The 19,870-nt window shown below is 49.0% G+C and carries 8 protein-coding genes; all 8 read right to left on the bottom strand.

Annotated features, from left to right (window positions below):
* Nucleotides 1–63: 63 nt before the first annotated feature.
* A complete protein-coding gene (locus tag HMPREF1212_RS15600) occupies nt 64–3,390 on the bottom strand; it encodes an SUMF1/EgtB/PvdO family nonheme iron enzyme (protein WP_082099898.1) in 3,327 nt (1,108 codons plus the stop codon).
* Nucleotides 3,391–3,556: 166 nt separating this feature from the next.
* Entirely contained in the window at nt 3,557–5,464 is a 1,908-nt protein-coding gene (locus HMPREF1212_RS15595; protein ID WP_028727659.1) for a RagB/SusD family nutrient uptake outer membrane protein, read from the bottom strand.
* 41 nt (nt 5,465–5,505) lie between these two features.
* Nucleotides 5,506–8,676, bottom strand: a complete 3,171-nt coding sequence (locus HMPREF1212_RS15590; RefSeq protein WP_052725015.1) for a SusC/RagA family TonB-linked outer membrane protein — start codon at nt 8,674–8,676, stop codon at nt 5,506–5,508.
* Nucleotides 8,677–8,786: 110 nt separating this feature from the next.
* Nucleotides 8,787–12,833 (bottom strand): hybrid sensor histidine kinase/response regulator transcription factor, encoded by a 4,047-nt coding sequence (locus HMPREF1212_RS15585; RefSeq protein ID WP_052725014.1) that lies wholly within the window; start codon nt 12,831–12,833, stop codon nt 8,787–8,789.
* 629 nt (nt 12,834–13,462) lie between these two features.
* Complete coding sequence (locus tag HMPREF1212_RS15580) at nt 13,463–14,218, bottom strand: DNA-binding domain-containing protein (RefSeq protein ID WP_046149958.1); 756 nt, start codon at nt 14,216–14,218, stop codon at nt 13,463–13,465.
* A 481-nt stretch (nt 14,219–14,699) separates the two neighbouring features.
* Nucleotides 14,700–15,146, bottom strand: coding sequence for a hypothetical protein (locus tag HMPREF1212_RS15575; RefSeq protein WP_046149957.1), 447 nt, complete (start codon nt 15,144–15,146; stop codon nt 14,700–14,702).
* Nucleotides 15,136–17,553 carry a glycoside hydrolase family 3 N-terminal domain-containing protein gene (locus HMPREF1212_RS15570; RefSeq protein ID WP_046150433.1) on the bottom strand — a complete coding sequence of 806 codons (2,418 nt, stop codon included), beginning with the start codon at nt 17,551–17,553 and terminating at the stop codon, nt 15,136–15,138. Before HMPREF1212_RS15570 ends, HMPREF1212_RS15575 begins: the two co-directional genes overlap by 11 nt.
* A 32-nt stretch (nt 17,554–17,585) precedes the next feature.
* Nucleotides 17,586–19,859: a hypothetical protein gene (locus HMPREF1212_RS15565; RefSeq protein ID WP_046149956.1), complete on the bottom strand. Its 2,274-nt coding sequence runs from the start codon at nt 19,857–19,859 to the stop codon at nt 17,586–17,588.
* Nucleotides 19,860–19,870 lie beyond the last annotated feature (11 nt).

Genomic DNA, 19,870 nt, shown 5'->3' with positions numbered 1-19,870 from the left:
TTCTATATTTAAGAATGTTGCTTTTTATGTTGTTCTAACTATCTATTTGTTGTTCTGTTTTTATTATTCTTCCATAATGATGCGGAAGCCGACATTGAACGGACGTTGCCACGGATAATACGCTTTGCGGATGGCCGAGGTGGAATACTTCGGACGTTCGCGCCAGGAACCTCCACGTACTACCTTTTGTTCGGAAACTGCCTGATCCGCCTTTTCTTTCAGGGGATAGGGCTCGAAACCGGAGCGAGTCCATTCTGCCACATTGCCGTTCATATCATATAATCCCCACGGATTGGGTTGCATGGAGGCTACGTCTGCCGATATTAAATGATGATCGTTCACCCCTGATTCTTTCGGCAGGAAGTCCCAGAACTTGCGCATCGGATCGTCGGGACGCATTGGCCTGGGGTTCACTCCGGTAACGGCCAGGTCGACAGTGGTACTGTCTGCCAGGTTTTCGTACGCTCCGAAATCTACCTGGCGGTCACCAAACCAGAAGTCGTTTGCCGATCCGGCACGGGCCGCCCATTCCCACTGTGTTTCGGTAGGAAGGTTGACGGTGCATTGGTTCAGTTCTCCTAGCTTCTTACAAAATGCGTTCGCATCATCCCAGCTGACACGGATAACCGGTTGTTTCGGCAGGTTGGCGGCATAACCGGGGGTGGTATGGTCTTTCCAGGTCTGACCGATATAACGGCTGTCGTGTTCGGGGAACAAGGCACCGTATTGTTCGTTGGTGATCTCGGTGGTGCTCATCCAGAAACCTTTCTTAACCTGCGCTTTGAAAGCCGGGGTAGCGGAAGGTTCGCCGTTATCGCCCATTGCAAAAGTGCCGGCCGGGATCCAGACCATATCGAGAGTGATGCCGGGGGCTATAGTCAGTTGCCGGCGATCTTTGTTTGCTTCGGTTTGCTTCTGTACCGCTTCTTCCCGGTTGAAAGGGAAACCTTTTACTTTGACTGTTCTTGCTTTCTTCTTTTCTTTTATAGTATCAGAAGAAGCGGTGGCTCCTGTTGTTCCGTCTGTTTTATTGTTTTCCTTATTCTTCAGCCAGGCTGCATAGTCTTTGATCTCCTGTTGCCAGTCTACACGCACTCCACTGTATTTCTCGGATAATTCCATGCGGCGCTCTATCTGGTTTTGAGGGGCTTCCTTTTTCAGATCCAGTTGGGTGAAAGCGCCGAAGTAAGGAGCGTTCAGGTCAATCCAGGTATATAAGGTCTGCATGTCTGTTTCCGGAACCTTCACTCCGTGGTGGCCTGCTTGCAGGATGCGGATCAGCTCACTGTTATTTGCGTAATATTCGTAAGGCTGAAGAACATAAATATCCGCTTCCGGGCCCTGACGATACACGTAAGGGTGCAGGTTCAGGTAGCTCTGGTCGTAATGCCGTTCCAGTTTGGTCAGGACTCCCCGTTTGTAAGTGACCATCTGGTCTTTGCGGAAGTCCGGCTGCGCGATCGTTCCGTTATGGCAGGATACGCAGTTGCGGTCGAGTACCGGCTGTACTTCCAGGCGGAAGGTGAACGGGCGGATACCACCTTCGGGCACTTCCAGCTTGCGGGGCGTGATGGTGGAGGCTATAGTTCGTTTCGGCATGGCGATGGTATTCTGATCCTCATGGCAACCGGTACAAGATACGATCTCGCCGGGCATGCCGGTCAGCCAGCTTCGCATCCATTGGATAGCGGCACCGTTCTTATCCAACGGCTGGATAGAGATAGGGGTGTTGGCCGGTACTTTGAACATGGCCGATCCGTCTTCTTCTACGGGGACGGTTCCGAGGATGCGCTTGATGTCCCATCCGCTCTGGATGCCCTGGGCATCGTGGTCGGAAGGAGCGAGGATATAGGCATATTCGTAAGCGAAGATACGGAGGGCTTTAATCGTTCCGCGGGGAACACCTTGTGTGCCTTCGCCTTCATAGATATCTTGTATGAATACGGTCGCTTCCTTTTCTCCCGGTTTGATCTTGGAAGGGATGACAGGAGGCGTTTCCGTTTTCTTCAATGGGATAGGGGCGGTGAGGCCTTCGCCCTCTTGTTCGGTGATCAGGGTAAGGTTGTCGAATACGTCGACCAGGTAAATACCCCAGAGTGCATCCGGCCCCGGCTTGCAGGCAACCAGAAAGTATTTTTCATTCAGCGGATAAGGCTTCATGAATTGCGGCCATACCCCTTCCACCATCTCGTCTTTGATGATCGGAACGATGGGACGCTGGCTGAACGGTAATTCCTGTATCATCCCTTTTTCCTCTTTACGGTTCTTGGCCGGATCGAAGATGACCAACCGGCCGGAACGGGCTGTTCCGTGATGGCCGGAGATAATGCCGACAAAGCGGCTGTTGTGTTTGGATAACGGTTTCATATCGAACGTACTGTTCGGGAAGTAGGAACCGCTACCGTAAAGGGCTTTATTCTCTGTCCCGTCCGGATTCATGTGCATCACGATACGGGAGAAGTAATGCGTCAGGTCGGTATATTCCCAGCGGGTGTACATCAGGCGGCCGTTGGGAATAACGATCGGAGCCCAGTTACCGTCCTGGTCGAATGTCAGGCGGCGGATGTTTTTCGTTTCCGGATCGTAGGAGACAAGGTTAGCAACGACATCATCGCCGTGTACGCAAGGTACGCCGTTATAGCCGATATTGCAGGTAGCCACGACTTTGCCATCGGGCAGGTAGTTGGCGTCGCAGAATTCCAGATCTGGTTCGTCGACAACTACTTTTTGGTGAAGACCGGTTCCGTCGGTGTTTATTTCGTAGATCTGCCAGTGGCGGTTTTCATCGAGGGAGGAGAAAAGCAGGCGGTCGGCATCCCAGTGCAGTTGGATATCCGAGAGGGGGACATCTGCTTCCGGTTTATAGATGGTGCGGCTCTCGATAGATCCCCGCAGATTGGATAGCCGGCTGATCTCTGCATCATATCCGCTGCGCCGGCTGGAGAATAAGGAATTGTAGTTGGCATTGGAGGTGCCGAGTGCCGGCCCCATCGCTGTACGCGCCTGATTACCCAGACGGTAACGTGCCACCAGGATATTATCTATATCCAGTAGCGGGTTAGCCAGCAGGATCTCCCTTTTGAGGTCAAGTAATTTTTGTGCTTCGTCGATAGTCCGGCGGGTTGTATCTGTCGATAAATGCCGGCGAACCTGAGGTAATAATGTTTCCAACTCTTCCAGTTTTTGATAGAGTTCCGGTGTTTTGTCGCCCAGCGATGACTTCGTATCGTTCAGGTAGGCACGAATGGCCTCCGGGTTTACCCAATCGACTTGTTCCTGCAATCTGTTTATTTGTAATAGCCGGAGGGAGTCAGCTTCGCCGGCAGCCATACTTAAAACAGGAAAAGCAAATAAGAGAGAAAATAAATATGCTTTATATTTCATGTTCATGATACCGTTTTAAAGTTATTCTTATTACCAACAAATGTAGGAATTCAGCGGGACGGGGAGTAATAATATCGTATCAAATGCGATCATTATTATCTCTTACGAAGAAAAAAGGGACCATCCCGGTCCAGAGGATGATCCCTTTTCGTATAAAGCAGGTATTCGATAATTATTTATCTTCCCAACCTTTGTTTTGTACCAGATTCGGGTTCATTACCAGTTCTTCTTTCGGGATAGGCCAGTAGTAGCGGTAGTCATCCCAGGGTAATGTTCCTTTCACTGTATTGGTGTACGGGCTCTTCGGATAGCAGATAATGAAGCCCTGTTCGTCGACGAATACTGTTTTGTCCAATTCCACTTTGACTGCGATCTCCGGCTTTTCAGTATGTGAACCGTCATACAGATCTTGTACAGCCAGGAAGTTCATTCCACGCAAAGGAACGGTGAACAGTTTACCGGCTTTCCAACGCATCAGGTCTATATAACGATGATTCTCGATAGCCATTTCAACGCGGCGTTCGCGGCGGATTTCACGCAATAGCGGAGGAACCTGGTATTCCAGTTTGTCTGCATAAATCTTATCCAGACGGGGGTCGGCAGGTTCGCTACCCACCGTCAGGCGGGCAGACGGGTATTTGCTGAAATCGAAACCGGCACGTTCGCGCAATGCGTTGATCGTTTTGTCTACATCCGATTGAGACAGAGTCCCGTTCAGTTCGTATTTGGCTTCAGCATATATCAGCAGTAATTCACCATAGCGGAATTCGATAGCAGCCTGAATACCTTTTGTGGTACGGTCTTCTTCTATTTTGTCGCCCATCCAGTGTTTGATCACCCGGTAACCGGTTACGGTCGAACCGCTGCCGGTATAGTTCAACCCCGGATAAGTGATACCATTCGTTTCAATATCGAGAACACCTCCCTGGTAGATCGTTACATGTTCGCCCGGGCGGCAGACTGTTTGTGTCAGACGCGGGTCGCGGTTTTCCAGTTCAGTCCATTTGCCGTAACCCAGGAAGTTCGGGTTATTCGTGTAGTTGCCCTCACTGCCTCCGGTATAGATCGGACGTCCGTCGATACAAAGATATTCGTCGATCATTCCGCGTGTGGCACCCATCGACTGGCGGTTGGAGTTATTCTGGTTGAAATAACGTTGTGCCGCGTGTCCGACTTTATTTTCCAGATAGGTACGTCCTAAAATAACTTCAGGATTGGTCGACAGGTCGATCGCGGTGAACATCTTCCAGTACGCATTTTCTCCGGAGTTGTAAAGAGAGTATTTGCCAATTAAAGCTTCACTGGCCTTAACCGCTTCTTCCAGGAATTTATTGGCTGTACTTTGAAGGTTTAGCTCAGTATGGTATTTACGGAATGTACCTTCAAACAGACAGATACGGGCTTTCAGGAAGTTTGCCTGATCCTTGTTCAGACGGTCTTTTTCCTGGTTGGCTTTTTCCGGTAACCATTCCACTGCTTTGTTGATACACATCAGAACGGAGTCCATCACCTCTGCGCGTGGAGTACGGGCGGCATACAACTCTTCCGAGTCCACATTCAGGTCGCGGGTCAACCAAGGCACATCACCGAAGTAAAGCACTTTCAGATAATAATCCCAGGCTTTGAAGAAATAAGCTTCACCGGCATAGGCGTTTTTCTTTTCCGGGGTAAGTTCAGCTTTGTCGTAATGAGTAAGGAAGAAGTTTACTTTGCGCAGGTTCCACCAATACCAGCCGGTTTGCTCTGTAGCACCGGTCGGCACAATAAATTCGCCGGCCAGACCGGTGACTTCATTACCTGTTTTGATACAGTTGTCCGAATAATAGTCACCGTACATCAGCGGACTGCCGACAACGTTCAATACCGGAGTCTTGCCGTCTGACCAACCGCTTCCGTGACCGATAATATAAAGAGGATAAAGGCTGTTCAGCATAAGCTTCAGGTCGGTTTCTGTTTTCCAGAAACTTTCGTCCGTAATCTGGTCCTGCGGGTAACGTTCCATAAAGTCGTCGTTACAGCTCGGTAATAATACCGAAGCCATTCCGAGTGCCAATATATATTTCTTAAAATTGAATTTCATAACTGATTATCTTTAATTGTTGATTATGATAAATGTATTATTTAGAAACCTACTTGCAGACCGAATGCAACGGAACGCATCATCGGATAGTCGGATGAGATCTGATCCGGGTCGTACAGATTCGGAACTTTAGTTATTTCAAACAGATTGTAGCCAGACAGGCTAAAGCGTACAGTCGACAATTTTATTTTGTTTGTCCATTCTCTAGGCAACGTATAACCTACTGCCAGCGTTTTCAGACGAAGATAGGCGGCATTGAAAATATAACCGGTCTGTGCAACCTGATTCTGTCCGCGTCCTGCATACATCGGATATTTGGCATTAGTTCGTTCCGGTGTCCATGAGTTGTTGTACATCTCCCAGTTACCTGCCGTACCGGAGCCACCCCAGAATACGTTATCGTCAATCCAAACGTCTCTTTTACCGATTCCCTGGAAGAAGATATTTAGGTCGATGTTTTTCCAGGAAATATTACCAGTGATACCATACTGGAAACGCGGGGTTGTGTTACCGATGATCTTCCTGTCTCCCGGATCATCTACCGTATTTTCTCCCTTTGATATTTCATTATCACCGTTCAGGTCAGCATATCTGACATCTCCCGGATACCAGGTTGAGGCAGTAGTCGTTACTTTGTTCTGTGACGGGCCAATTAAGGTGTACTTACCACTCTCGTCGACAGTGAAATCGCTTTCCTGTAGAATTCCTACGGTTTCATATCCCCAGATTTCACCCATTTTCATGCCGTCATACAATGTATCCAGCAACTTGTTGGGATTCCCTGTGAACTTGACAACTTCAGATTGATAATCGGAAAGAACCAGTCCGACATCGTAACGGATGCCATTGCTCAGTTGGTCTCTCCATTTCAGACTCAATTCCCAACCGTTAGTTTTTAACTCCCCGGAGTTGCGTTTTGGAACAGATGAACCCAGTACGGCAGGAAGTTTGGTTCCGCTCATCAAAATATCGGTAGTCCGGCGGGTGTACCAGTCGAAGGAAGCATCCAAACGTCCGTGCAATGCGGTTACATCCAGACCGAAGTCTAATGTCTTGGCTGTTTCCCAGGTCAGGTCGTTCGGAACGATCGCTGTCGGGTTCATACCTTTGATCTGTTCGCCGTTCATTGACCAAGAGATCAGACTGGCTGCTCCGTAGCTGGCAATGTAGGCGTAGTTGGCCACATTCTGGTTACCTAAAGAACCCCATGAACCGCGCAGTTTCAGGTTATCCAGCCAACTGCGTGTACCCGTCATGAATTTCTCTTCCGAGATTCTCCAACCGGCGGAGAAAGAAGGGAAGAACTGGAAACGTGTATCCTTCGAAAAGCGGGAAGTACCGTCGTAACGACCGCTGAACTCAAACAGATAACGTCCGTCATAATCGTAGTTGGCACGAACGAAAGCACCGCGGATAGCCCAATGCTCAAAGTTATCGCCGGTGTATTGTGCACCGTTGGTCATACCCAGTGTCGGTAGGTCGTTGGTGATGACATCCTCCGCCTTTCCCCATGTTTTACGATACTGATACCATTCCTGATTGAAACCTGCTACGGCGGAAACATTATGTTTGCCGAATGCTTTATTGAAATTGGCGTAAGCGTTTATCGTATAATAATCGGAATGTGTCGTTTCTTCTCTTACACTGGAGGGAGAAGTATGCGTATTCACCGTACCCTGCCAGGAGTCTACCACATAGTTGCGTACCGGGATAAATTGTTTCTGGAAATAATCAGTCGGACGGTAAGACAACTCGGCTTTCACATTAAACTCCGGAGTGATCGTGATGGTTGGAGTAATATTGAATACGGCATTCGTATTTCGGGTTTCTTGCGTTGCCCCATAGGCCAGCCATCCCAGGATATTATCTGTATATGTATTAGGAATCGGATCGTTCGGGCCGGTCATAATCGGCATGTTCAGGTTACGTCCCGGTTCGTTTTTCATAGCTTTCCATACCGATCCTTTCTGAACGTTCATGAAAGGCTCATTATATTTACTCGTGTTGTATGAGATCTTGGAAGCAACATCCAGCCAGTCATTAATTTTTGAATTCAGGCTCATATTGATGTTGTAACGGTTCTGTATATCCGTATTGATCTTATACATACCTTCCTGACGCTGGTACCCCAAAGAGATGTAATAACGCGTTTTGGCAGAACCACCGCTGATAGAGAGGTTGTGGCGCTGAAGCGGTGTCCAGTCTTTCACTCCCACATCGTAAGGGTTCATGTTCGCTACCCATGTCATGGCAGAGGTACTACCTTCGTTGTAAATCCATGCATTTTCCGGTCTTGGATCTTCCATGTATTTTTTCTTGGCAGCCAACAAACTTTCCATCCAGGGAGTCACTGTACCACCGGTCATTAAAGCCTGCTTGTTGGAAGCCAGCTGATGGGTGTAAGAGTCCAGAATATCCGGTATGCGGGAAGGAGTGTTCCATTGCAGGTTCAGATTGTACGTAACGGTTGCCTTGGAGTCATTCTTACCGGATTTAGTCGTGATCAACATCACCCCGTAAGTAGCACGTGCACCGTAGATTGCGGAAGCGGAAGCATCTTTCAATACAGAGATATTTTCGATGTCGCTCGGGTTCATCATGTTTAGATAATCCGCATCGACCTGGATACCGTCTACCATGATCAGCGGACTTCCGGTTTTTACTTCCCATTCGTCCGTCTTGTCCTTTTTCAGACCGATGGATGTACCACCACGCACATTGAAAGTAGGTGCTGCATTCGGTGATGAGTTGGTAGCTGCTACATTCAAGTTAGGTACAACTCCCTGCAAAGCCTGGCCTACGTTGGCAACCGGCTTGTTTTCAAGTACCTCCGAACCGATGGAAGCGACGGCACCTGTCAGGTTCACTTTCTTTTGTGTACCGAAACCGACTACGACCACTTCGTCGAGTGCCTGTAAGTCTTCTCTCATAGCTACGTTGACCACCGTTTTCCCTTTTACAGGGACGGTTTGAGTTTGATACCCCATATAAGAGAATACCAACTCGCCGTTTGCGGGCACAGACTGAAGCCTGAAATTACCGTCCATGTCGGTAATACTACCGGTGGTTGTTCCTTTCACCTGGATTGTAACCCCGATCAAAGCGTCTCCTTTTTCGTCTTTAACATTACCGGACACGCTGATGTCCTGGGCAAATAATTGATGGGCAAAAAGGAAAAAGCCCATCAAAGTGGTTAAAACTTTGTTCTTCATATAGAATAATATTAATAAATGGTTAACTCTTATTAATTAACTCGAGACAAAATTGTCGGTATTATCCAATACGAAAGGTTAATTTTATATCAATGATGGTTAGTTTTGTGTCAGCTATCGGTATTTCCGTTAGAATTAACTTTTCGGTATTCTTTTGGCGAAAGACCGTATACCTGCTTAAAGCAAGAAGCGAAATAACCGCTACTGCTGAATGCCACTTTCTCCAGGATCTCGCTTACGTTTAAATCTGTTTCACGCAACATTTGGGCGGCAGCTTCCAGGCGCAGATTTTTGATCATTTCGGCGGGAGAGAGGGCGGTCAGTGTTTTCGCTTTCCTGTAGAAGTTAGCCCGGCTCATGCCTATTTCTTTACAGATCATGTCTACATCCAGGTCGGGATTGGAGAAATTAGCCTTGACAATAGCCGTGTATTGTTTCAGGAACTCTTCGTCAAGCGGGGATGTCTTTACACCTAACTCGTTGAGATCGATCTTTTTCTCATATTTCTTACGAATCTGCTTGCGGGAAGCCAGTAGGTTGCGTACCCGGGCTTGCAGTTGCACGATGTCGAACGGCTTGATGATATAGTCGTCTGCCCCGACGTTATAGCCTTCGGTTATCTGCGAGGGCATTGTCTTGGCTGTCAGGAGGATTACTGGTATATGAGACAATTTCTGGTTTTGTTTGACCTGTCGGCACAGTTCGAGCCCGTCCATTTCCGGCATCATGATATCGCTGATGATCAGGTCGGGCACTTTTATAGCGATTTGTTTGAGCGCTTCTTGCCCGTTCTCTGCTTTTTGTACTTTATATTCGTTTTCAAACTGTTTTTCCAGATACTCCAATACATCTTTATTATCTTCCACTATAAGTAATGTCTGCGAAATGATCGGAATTTCTTTCTTATCCGAAGGAAGGAACTCCTGTGTATTCACCAGTAAAGACGGTTCCGTATGTTTCACCGGATTGCTGACCGGTTTTTGGGGAAGCGGAAGCAAAACATGCATCCGTGTACCGGCCTGCGGCATGTTTTCAGCCCAGATTATTCCACCATGTTGTTCCACGATAAAACGGGCCAGACTCAATCCGATACCTGAACCTGCAATCTGGTGGTGTAAGTCCTGCGAAGACCGGTAGAATGGTTCGAAGATTTTTTCGATATCTTCCGAAGCTATACCCTCCCCATTATCAGATACTTGTATGTGTAAATAGTAGTCTTCCGAGAGGTCTCTGTTTTGCCAGAGTTTCACACGAACTATGTCATTTTCGTTGGAAAGAGCGGATAGTTTCATTTCGATTGTCCCCCCTTCGGATGTGAACTTAAAGGCATTCGAAAGCAGGTTAAACATCACTTTCTCAATCTCTTGCCTGTCGTAATAGACGCAGAAGTCTGTCGGTAAATCATTTTTCAGGGTAAATGAGATGTTCCTGTTCCTGGCTACCGGAGCGAATAACTCATATAATTCGTTAATGAATACAGTCAGATCGAATTTCTCCTTTTGAAGAACCATTTTTTGCGAGTCGTATTTTTGCACATCCATAAGATTATTAACGAGTAGAAGCAATCGTTGCGTGTTTTTACGCATCAGTTGCAACGTGTTTTTTACCTCCATAGAGAAGGAACTATGGCGCAACATATCTTCAAGAGGATTGGTGATAAGTGTTAAAGGAGTGCGTAGTTCGTGTGAGAAGTTGGTGAAAAGGCGCATTCTTTCCTCGTGTAATTCTTTCATTTTTTCCTGTTCCAACTGTTTGAAACGAATGCTGCTTTCCAGCTCATGACGTACTTTCTGATGATAAATAAACCGCCAGATGATGGTGCCAATAATGATGATATACAAGGTGTAAGCCCACCAGGTTTTGAATGGGGGAGGGCTTACGATGATGCTCATGGAGGCCTCTTGCGGATTCCACAGATTTTCGCTGTTGGCAACCTTTACTTTGAAATTGTAAGTACCCGGGGCCAAATTACTATAATAAGCGACCCTTCTTCCCCTCACATGGTTCCACTCTTTTTCTACTCCTTCCATCCGGTAGGCGTATTGGTTCTGCTTCGGAGAAATAAAGTCCGGAGCAGTATATCCGATGGCAATGTTGGTTTCATTGGCCTTTAACCGGAGTGGTTGCGTGTTCTTAAATTCTACCGGATTATTATTGATAGATAAGGTGGTCAGATAGACAGGCGGAATATATGTGTTTTTGTTCATTTGGGAAGGGTTGAAGCATAGTATTCCCTTATTTCCGGGAAAATAGAGAATGCCTTGTTTATCGGTCGTTCCTGCGTGAATTGTAGGTTCCAGCACCAGCTGGCTGTCGTTCCAGACAGGCGAAAAGCGGTCTTCGGCCGGATCGAAACAGTACAGGTCATTGCCGGATAGAACCCATAAAAGCTGGTTACGGTCGTACACCATCGTATAGATATAACCATCCGTGATCCCCTCTTTTCCGGTATACTGTTTGACCAGGTTCAACTCCTTATCGAAGCGGAATATGCTGTTCCCGTAGAATGAAACCCATATATTTTGCATGGAGTCGGTCTGTATGCCGCTCACTATTCCGGGTTTTATATTATCCGGCAAGTTGAGTTCCGGTGAAGAGACCGTCTTAAGTGTCTCCTTTTTCATATCATATTTGTAGATGCCCTGTCCGAGTGTCCCCATGACAAACACATCCGGCTCTACTTCCTTTATGGTGGTAACGAAATAAAACTTTTTGGTTGTCCCGTCCACTGGGAACTGGTTGATCTGTTTGCCATTCTCTATCATGACCAACCCTGTGCTGGAGTTTGTCGGTATCCATAACCTGCCCTTGCTGTCGTTTAGCAACGTATAGATATCGCCCCGCTGGAAATCGTAAAGCAGGCGGTAATCTTTCCGTTTGCGGGAGAACAGGTAGACAGCCCCCTGGTTGGTGGCACAAATGATGCTGTCTCCTTTTATCAGCAACGATTTGAATATGTTTGAGCTGTAATTGCTTTTGTAAGGTGACTTCTTGGGATAGAATTGCTGGCTTTGCGTTTGCGGGTTGTAGCAGAACAGTCCGGCTCCTTCCGTTGCGAACCAGATGTTACCTTCGTCATCCTCTTCCCCTTTTCCCAGCAGTCCGGTAAATTCGTTGGGGGTGATCTGGTAAAATTGCTTGCGGGCCGGACTGTAGTAATTCAGTCCTTTCCATGTTCCGGCCCATAAGGCTCCGGTGTTATCTTTCAGCAGGCTGTGCACGGAGTAATAGCTCAATGCCCCCGGTTCGTCGGGGTTGAATTTGTAGGGAGTTACTTCCAGCGTTTGCCCGTCTACCTTATTCAGTCCGGAGAAGGTACCGAGCAGCAAGGTTCCCGGTACCGGTTCGGCGATGGCCCGGACTACGTTGCTGCTTAGCTTTGAGTTGGCGGTATTCAGGTGGACGAACTTATTATTCTTTTTGTCCAGATAGCAGATACCGGAAGTTTCCGAAAGGATCCACAACCGTTTACTGCTGTCCGTAAACATTCTGCGGATGGCCCCTTTGACCAGCGAAGACGGATCATCCGGATCGTGTTGGAAATAGTGGACGACTTCCCTCTCTTTGTTCAGTACAGCCATCCCGGCCAATGTACTGGCGATATACAGATTGCCTTCGTCATCTTCCTGAATGCTTTTAATATTGGATGCGATGGGAGTCGACGATAACCAGTCTTTGTAAACGAGCGAGTCGCCCTGTTCGTCATACTGATACAGGAATTTCTCGCCGCCCATCAGGAAATCACCGTTGCGGCTTAACATGCAGCAGTGCATGAACCGTGTCTCTTTTACCCGATAGCGTTTGATGTTGCCCGTCTGTCGTGTGATCTTATGGATACCGTGATCCGTTATTACCCAAATGTTTTTGTTCCTGTCTTCTCCGATATCCAGAATATTGTTATCCGTCAGCGAACAGGAGTCGGTCGGGTTATTCTTGTAAACGGTAAATTCATATCCGTCGTACCGGTGTAGTCCGCCCCGGGTACCTAGCCATAGGAAGCCGTCGGTATCCTGGTAGATATGCGAGACAGAACCCTGCGACAACCCGTCTTCCACCCCTATCTGTGTAAAAAAGTATGGAGAGGTTTCCATACCAGCCAAATGTTGGAATACAAGGAAAAAGACAGGCAAAAATAATTTAGTGGTTATTCTTGTCATACTAATAGTTTGTTCGGTTTTTACTCTTGCTTAAGCAATAATTCAATAGTGATTTTCCGTAAAGATATAAGTTTTCTCTTAATAATCTATACTTTGTTAAAGTAAATAAAACGGAGACAGACCGGCCGGCCTTGAAACAAAAGTAGGAGGGAAACGAAACGGTTGCGCTGTTACTGATTGCAAAAGCACAATCATTGCTTCCGGTTTTCTGAATATTTATCTTGTTTAGGGTAATCATATGCGTACCTCTGGAAACAGTGATCGTATTTCCAGTTGTCTGTCCATTATCCGTCTGTGTAATGATAAAACTCCCACCACTACCAGACAGACTACCAGACCCACCGCCTGTTTGTGTATAACCGTTATTTGTAATGGTGATATTTCCTGTGGAAATGCTAAGGGTTATATTTTCAGTATGAAGCGAAGAGGAGAATAAAAGTGAGAGTAGAACGAGTAGAGTAGAAATTTTATGCATAAAGAGAGTTAATTTGCAGTTAGTTTTTAATGCTTACCCTATTCCGCTCGTAATTGAGTGTCGATTGCGACCGTAATTGGGTGCCGATTGCGACCGGAATAGTCCCCCGATTGCGATTGCAGCCGGGGGTGTTCCGGAAATGAGAGGAGTCTTGTTATTCTATAACGGGGCGGTCATCTTCGCCGCCGCCACTGGATTTGCCACCCATCCAAAGGGTGATGCTGCTACTGCGCGGTGCTTTCAAAACGGCTCCGGTGGAGTATTGTGTAGTCACCGTTAGCGTGTATTCGCCATCGGCAAGGCCGGAAGGGATCAAAAGCATCAGTTCCGACGGCTTGTTGGAAGCAATCATGTCGGCATCGAGCTTTGTAACGACACCTTCGCCGTTGGTCAGCGTTACGCCTACTGTCTCATTGTCGCCTATCACTTTCAGTGCGGCACCGCGAACCACGAGATTGCGTCCCGAAGTAGCCGTCCCGTCTTTAAGTCCGGTCTTGCGGTCTTCCGTTTCGAGGATGTACATTACGTTCGATTTCGTTCCTAGAATGCTGACCGATGTTTTAGCGATTTCTTCGCGTAAAGCCTTGTCTTGTGTGACAGCTACATAAATAGAGTTTTTTTCCTTGTTCCAAACGCCGCCTTCCACAATGCCGAGGAACTTCGCCACGGCGCGGAAGATTCCGGTGTTCACGCTATATCCGCTGAGGATAAGGCGGGCAACGACCCGATTGTAGAGCGAAACGGAATGCCGGAGCGTTTCGATACGCAGTCCGGTATCTTCCTTCAACATTTCGCTGATGATGTCGTCGAAGTCTGCACTACCTGCCGATTCTAGCTGTAAGATCTTGTCATTCAGATCATCGGTGGTCACCGTGTTGTCGACGAGCCACCCTTTTAATACGTTTTGCATAAGCTTGAATGGATTAAGTCCTATTAGGACTCTGTCCCTCACTTGCTTATCTCCGTTAAATAATGTGAATATCCTTCCTTTTAGAAGGATTAGGGGAGAGCGAATATTTCGATAGTTATCCGTTTTGGATGTTTCAGTTATTGACAGTTTTGAACTATCCCATATCAAAGTGACTTGGCTATTACAGGTTTATTTGCCGTCTGCTTCAGCTGACGGATCAGTAGATGGTCTATCTCTTTGGACTTTAGTCCCATTTTTAAATCTCTCTCTATTAAAGAGAAATGTGGCTAAAGCCAAAAGAGAGAAACAGCTTGCAAACCGTCAGCTGAAGCAGACGGCAAATAAACCTGTAACTAGGCTTGCCTTATTGATACAGATAGCCTATGGACAGATTGACTCAAATCTTTCTAGTTCCGAGCCTCATCTTCTTCCAGTTCTCATTTCAATGGATGTACAAACTTTTATAGCTAATTATTTTGTTCTATTTATTAGCCAACGTATAGATAAGCGATAGCCGATCGTCTTTCAATGCAATATGTACTACATGATCGTCGAACGTATATACCGTATTTAGCGTTTCCCCGTCTACATCTATCTCATCGCCGGAGGCATCGGCTTCCTGTTGCGAAGCCTGTTCCAGCAGGGTAGAAGCCCAGTAGCGGTGGGCGGGTAGCAGGCGTTCGTAGGAGGTGCATACATTTTCTTTCAGGTCGAAGCGGTAGGTGACGTCGAACAGGCGACCCAGCTCATCCTCCTCCTGACAGGTCATGGTAAAGAGGGAGGGCGTTTGCCGGCTGTCTTGAATGCGTTCTTTATGTTCTTCTACATATTGAAGGATGTCCTTGTCCGTTTTGTTCAGCCATGTCTGGCCGAAGCCCCCCTGGCTGCAAAGGAGCAGCAGGAGGGGTATCAGTAATTTATTCCACATAAAATTCAGCGTTTAACGGGGTTGATTTGGATGAGTTGCCGGCATACAACAGGAACTTGCCCGGTTCTACCACAAACTCATTCTTATCGTTATACATGCCGTAAGCACGGCGGTTGACCCGGAAGATGACGGTCTTTTCTTCGCCCGGATCGAGGGTGACGCGCTCGAAACCGCATAATTCCCTTTCGTAACGGGAGATGGAAGACGTTTCGTCTACCAGGTAGAGTTGTACGACTTCATCGCCTTTCACTGTTCCGGTGTTTTTCACCCGGCAGGTGACGGCCAGCGTGTCGCCGTCGGCAATACGGGTTTGCTCCGGTTGGAGGTCGCTCAGTTCGAAGGTGGTGTAGCTCAGTCCGTAGCCGAAAGGATAAAGTTCGCCGTCTACACGGGCAAAGCCTTTACCGTTGGCATTGGGTTTGAACGGGAAAGCCCAGGGGATCTGGCCGACCGACTTCGGGAAGGTGGTCGACAGCTTGCCGCCGGGGTTATAGTCGCCGAACAACACTTCGGCTACCGCCTGTCCGGAGAATTCGCCCGGATACCAGGCTTCGACGATGGCAGGCACGTTCGCATTCTCCCAGTTGAGGGTGGCGGGACGGCCGTTGAACAGTACCAGTACGACCGGTGTTCCGGTGGCTTGCACGGCGCGTACCAGCTCTTTCTGGCGGCCTGACAGGTCGAGGTTGACGCGGCTGCGCGATTCGCCGATCGTACGGAAGTCGTCGCCCACGTAGATGATGGCGACCTCCGCTTTCCGGGCTATTTCGACGGCTTTGTCGATTTCTTCCTGTTCCTTGTCGCTCATCTCGAAGAACATCACGTCGCTTTGGGGGAAGTTCTTGTCGCGGACGTTACAGCCTTTGGCATACATCAGGTTGACCTTTTCGCCGAGCAGGTTCTTCAAGCCTTGTAGACCGGTGATTACATTCGGGTTGTGCGAGCCGTAACGGGAGGTGAGCGATTTGTACTCGTCGGCCTGCGGGCCGATCACGGCAATGTTTTTGATCCCTTTCGAGAGCGGGAGTGTATTGTTTTCATTCTTCAGAAGGACGATCGATTCGCGGGCGGCGCGGAGCGATACTTCCCGGTTCCTGTCGCTGCTGACTACCCGGTCGGCCAGCTTGGTGTCTTTTACGTACGGTTGGTCGAAAAGTCCCAGCCAGAATTTGACGTAAAGCACTTCGCGGACACGCTGGTCGAGGGTGCTTTCCGTTACCAGCCCTTTCTTCAAGGCGTTTCTCAGCGTTTCGATAAAGACTTCCGACTCCTCAAAGAAGGTGCGGATATTCAGTCCGGCGTTGAGTTCGCTGGCGACGGCTTCTTCGGGAGTCGATACGATATGGTAGAAGTCGACGTTCTTACTGATCGACCAGCTGTCGGAAACTATATATCCTTTGAAGCCCCACTGGTTGCGCATCAGTTCCGTCATCAGGTAATGGCTGGCGCTGACGGGCGTACCGTTGTAGTCGTTGTGTGCACACATGGTTCCGAGTGCGCCTGCTTCCTGGAAGGCGATGCGGAAAGGTTCGAGGTGCAGCTCATGTACTTCCTGCGGGGTGGCGTGCGGATCGGTTCGCGACTCGCAATCGCGTCCACCGGCCGGAACGCCGTAGATGGCAAAGTGTTTCGGGGTGGAGACAACACGGTTGCTCTGGATGCCGAGCACCTGCTGGCGTCCCAGTTCGCCGACCAGGTACGGGTCTTCGCCATAGCTTTCTACCGTGCGACCCCAGCGCGGATCGCGTGCCACGTCGAGGATCGGGGAGTAGACGTTGGTGTATCCCAGTGCCCGGGCTTCTTCTCCTGTGATACGTCCGATCTCCCGGATCAGGTCTTTATCCCAGGTACAGCCCTGGCCGATCTGGGCGGGGAAGAAGGTCGATTTCTCGTGCTTCAGTCCGCGAATGCCTTCGTTGGTCAGGTCGGCGGGGATTCCCAGGCGGGTTTCTTCCACGAAGAAGGCTTGTACCTTGTTCATGGCTTCGGCGTGACGGGAGTAGGGGAAGTCGAGCGAGGTGCGTTTCCATTCCCCGTTCAGGTGTTCGTCTATATTTCCGATACCGTCTTTCCAGATACGGGTTTTCCATTCGGCGGTGGGCAGGGTGTCTTTCAGGACGGCGCCGTATCCGTAGATGGTGCCGAGCTGGCAGGTCTTTTCTTCCACGGTCATCTGCCGGAGCAGGTCGTCTATTCGTTTGTCGATGGGCTGGGAAGGATCTTCGTAGATGTCTTTCTTTCCATTCTTATTGAAGTCGATCCAACCTTTCTGATAAATCTTCTTCTGGCCTTTTTGAGCATGGGGCTGTGAAGCCTGTAAACTGCTGTTGTCTGCGTTCAGCAGAGGAAGAACCCCGAACGACAGGCACAGGATCAGCCGCTTGGCCGGTGTTTTATTTATATTCATGATCATTATATTATATGGTTATACAAATCTGTTTATTCGATGACGTACCAGTTATATCCTTTCGCCGGAATATCGATAGGGATGGTGACGGAGTAGTCGCGCTCTAACACGTATACCTTACTGTTCTGATCCTGCTCTTTGACGGTGACTTTGTCGGTCAGCCCGGTATAATAAAGAGGTATCCTGATCTCTTTCCGGATCGGGACGTCGAGCGGGTTGTAGACGGAGATAAATCCTTTTTGCTTCAAAGCCGGGTTGACGTGCATGATACCGTCCCAGTCCCGGCCGTCGGGACGGCGAAGGTGGATGATGTCGGAGTCGAGTATCCGGCGATACTTTTTATAGAAGGAAACCCATTTGTTGACCAGTTCTTTAGTGGCGTCGGTATCATACAGACGGGGACCGCGGTAGCAGGCTTGCACTCCGGCACCGAACAGGTTGCGCAGGCGGGTTTCGTAATGATCCAAGTGCTCGTTCAACGGTTCGATCGTGGCCGCTTCACCTCCTCCGTGATACTGGGTGAGAGGGACGAACATGAAGCCCATGCTGGGTGTTTTCTGCCAGGTTCCGTCGTAGATGTTCTGGCGTTCGATGATCTCCTGGTAGGCGCGGGGCAGCGACCAGTTGGTTTCGACATATCCCATCGGTGTTTTATTGGAGCCGCTCAGGAAATACCAGTCGGGCACATTCAGGTAGACTCCGTTGGCACGGCACCAGCGATAAAACCGGTTAATCTTTTTCCATTGCTGCCATTGCGAGTCGAGATACCCTTTATGGCCGCTGTGTGACGTGGAAGCACAAGGGTCGCCGGGGTATGAACCGTCGTTTTCAAAAACATTCATCCCTGTTGTGGTGAAGAAGTTTTGCAGTTTACGGAAGTAGGTATCTCCCCAATCGGAAGCGATACAAGGAGATACGCCGAAACGGCTACCTTCTTCGCGTGTGTTGGCCGGTTTCCCGGTTTTATGACTAATGGCGGCGTCTATGTCTTTGGCTCCACGGCTTGCCAGCAGAGAGTAACCACCGATGGCAATGCCTTTCCGGGTAGCGTAATCGCTCAGTTCTTTCATCCGTTGCAGGTAGGAGACGGAATCGTTCTCTATCTTGAAGCCGCTGCCGAATGTCATGATCACCATCTCGAAGCCGACGGCGGCGCATTGGTCGATGGCTTGTTTCACGGCTTCATTATCTGATTCGCGAACATGCATGAAGATCGGGTTCTCCTGTGTCCAGGGAGCCATCATACGCCAGAACTTGCATTCTGCCAGGCCACGCCGTTCCTGGTCGGTGGCGTCGCGCAGCATTTCAAAGGCGGTGCACGATTCGAAACTGTCGCCTGCCTCGATGTCGAGACCGGGGCCTAGCAGCGGAGTGACTTCCAAACGGGCCGGTTTGTATTGACCGTAATAGCGTATGCCGGTAAATTCATATTCCGGATGGTCGAACACCCAACGGACAGCCGGGTTATCTTTCATCGCTTCCATATCGCCTCCCATCGCGTAGTCAGTGACGACGAACAGCTGGGTGAAACGGTCGATATAGTCGCGGGGGGCATCTGTCTGCACGGGTTGCCGGCGGAAGTCTTTCGTGTAAGCGCCCGGTTCCTGTGCCATCATGCGTACTTCATGGGGTTCACCGTAATGCACTTTCGGGGCGGTTTCCACCAACGCCAGTATTTCGGATTTGAAAGAGTCGAGTGTGACGGTTTCCGTCCCTTTGTTATCGATTTCGATCCATTTGGTCAGGATAGGGGCACCGTCGTATAGTTCGTAGATGACGCGTACTTTCAGGTCTTTGCATTCCCGGGGAGCTGTTGCCGGAGCCTGGTAGTTGAAGGTGATCCGTTTGCCGGGGGCAGGCCAGGGGTACAGGTTGGATATCCACCGGCTATTCGGTTTCCAGGGGAAGCGTTCCTTGCTTTCGCTGACCTGGTAGTCAACCAGGGTAAAAGCGGAGTCGCAGGCCTGCATGTTGTTGATAAATTCATCTGTCAGGAAGTTGTTGACGGGCTGCCCGGTCAATCCTCCGACAGGATATTCTTTTCCGTTAATAACGAGCAAGGCTTCGGGACGGACTGCCCGCAGTTCGTTTTGTCCGGTCATCAGGTTGTCGAGGGCGATAGTGGCTGCGTTGGGAGCAAGCAGGAAGGTACGGCGCAGGAGGCCGTTGGTTAGTTCGAGACGTTTCCCTTCGTGTGTTGTCTGTACTTTCGATTTATACGAAGAGCCGTCGATCAGCCAGTCCTGGGCGGATGAGCTGAGGGTTGAGGAGATGTATAAGCTTATTATTAGGAGTAGGTATCTCATGATATGATGTT

It is taken from the genome of Parabacteroides sp. HGS0025, assembly GCF_000969845.1.
Taxonomy (GTDB): Bacteria; Bacteroidota; Bacteroidia; order Bacteroidales; family Tannerellaceae; genus Parabacteroides; species Parabacteroides gordonii.
Note: the sequence above shows the minus strand (reverse complement) of the source record. Positions and strands in the feature narration are given on the sequence as shown.

What these genes read in the sequence shown, in the direction of transcription:
- HMPREF1212_RS15565 (WP_046149956.1), bottom strand. Translation starts at nt 19,859, where the DNA reads ATGAGATACCTACTCCTAATAATAAGCTTATACATCTCCTCAACCCTC.
- HMPREF1212_RS15585 (WP_052725014.1), bottom strand. Translation starts at nt 12,833, where the DNA reads ATGACAAGAATAACCACTAAATTATTTTTGCCTGTCTTTTTCCTTGTA.
- HMPREF1212_RS15600 (WP_082099898.1), bottom strand. Translation starts at nt 3,390, where the DNA reads ATGAACATGAAATATAAAGCATATTTATTTTCTCTCTTATTTGCTTTT.
- HMPREF1212_RS15595 (WP_028727659.1), bottom strand. Translation starts at nt 5,464, where the DNA reads ATGAAATTCAATTTTAAGAAATATATATTGGCACTCGGAATGGCTTCG.
- HMPREF1212_RS15575 (WP_046149957.1), bottom strand. Translation starts at nt 15,146, where the DNA reads ATGTGGAATAAATTACTGATACCCCTCCTGCTGCTCCTTTGCAGCCAG.
- HMPREF1212_RS15590 (WP_052725015.1), bottom strand. Translation starts at nt 8,676, where the DNA reads ATGAAGAACAAAGTTTTAACCACTTTGATGGGCTTTTTCCTTTTTGCC.
- HMPREF1212_RS15570 (WP_046150433.1), bottom strand. Translation starts at nt 17,553, where the DNA reads ATGAATATAAATAAAACACCGGCCAAGCGGCTGATCCTGTGCCTGTCG.
- HMPREF1212_RS15580 (WP_046149958.1), bottom strand. Translation starts at nt 14,218, where the DNA reads ATGCAAAACGTATTAAAAGGGTGGCTCGTCGACAACACGGTGACCACC.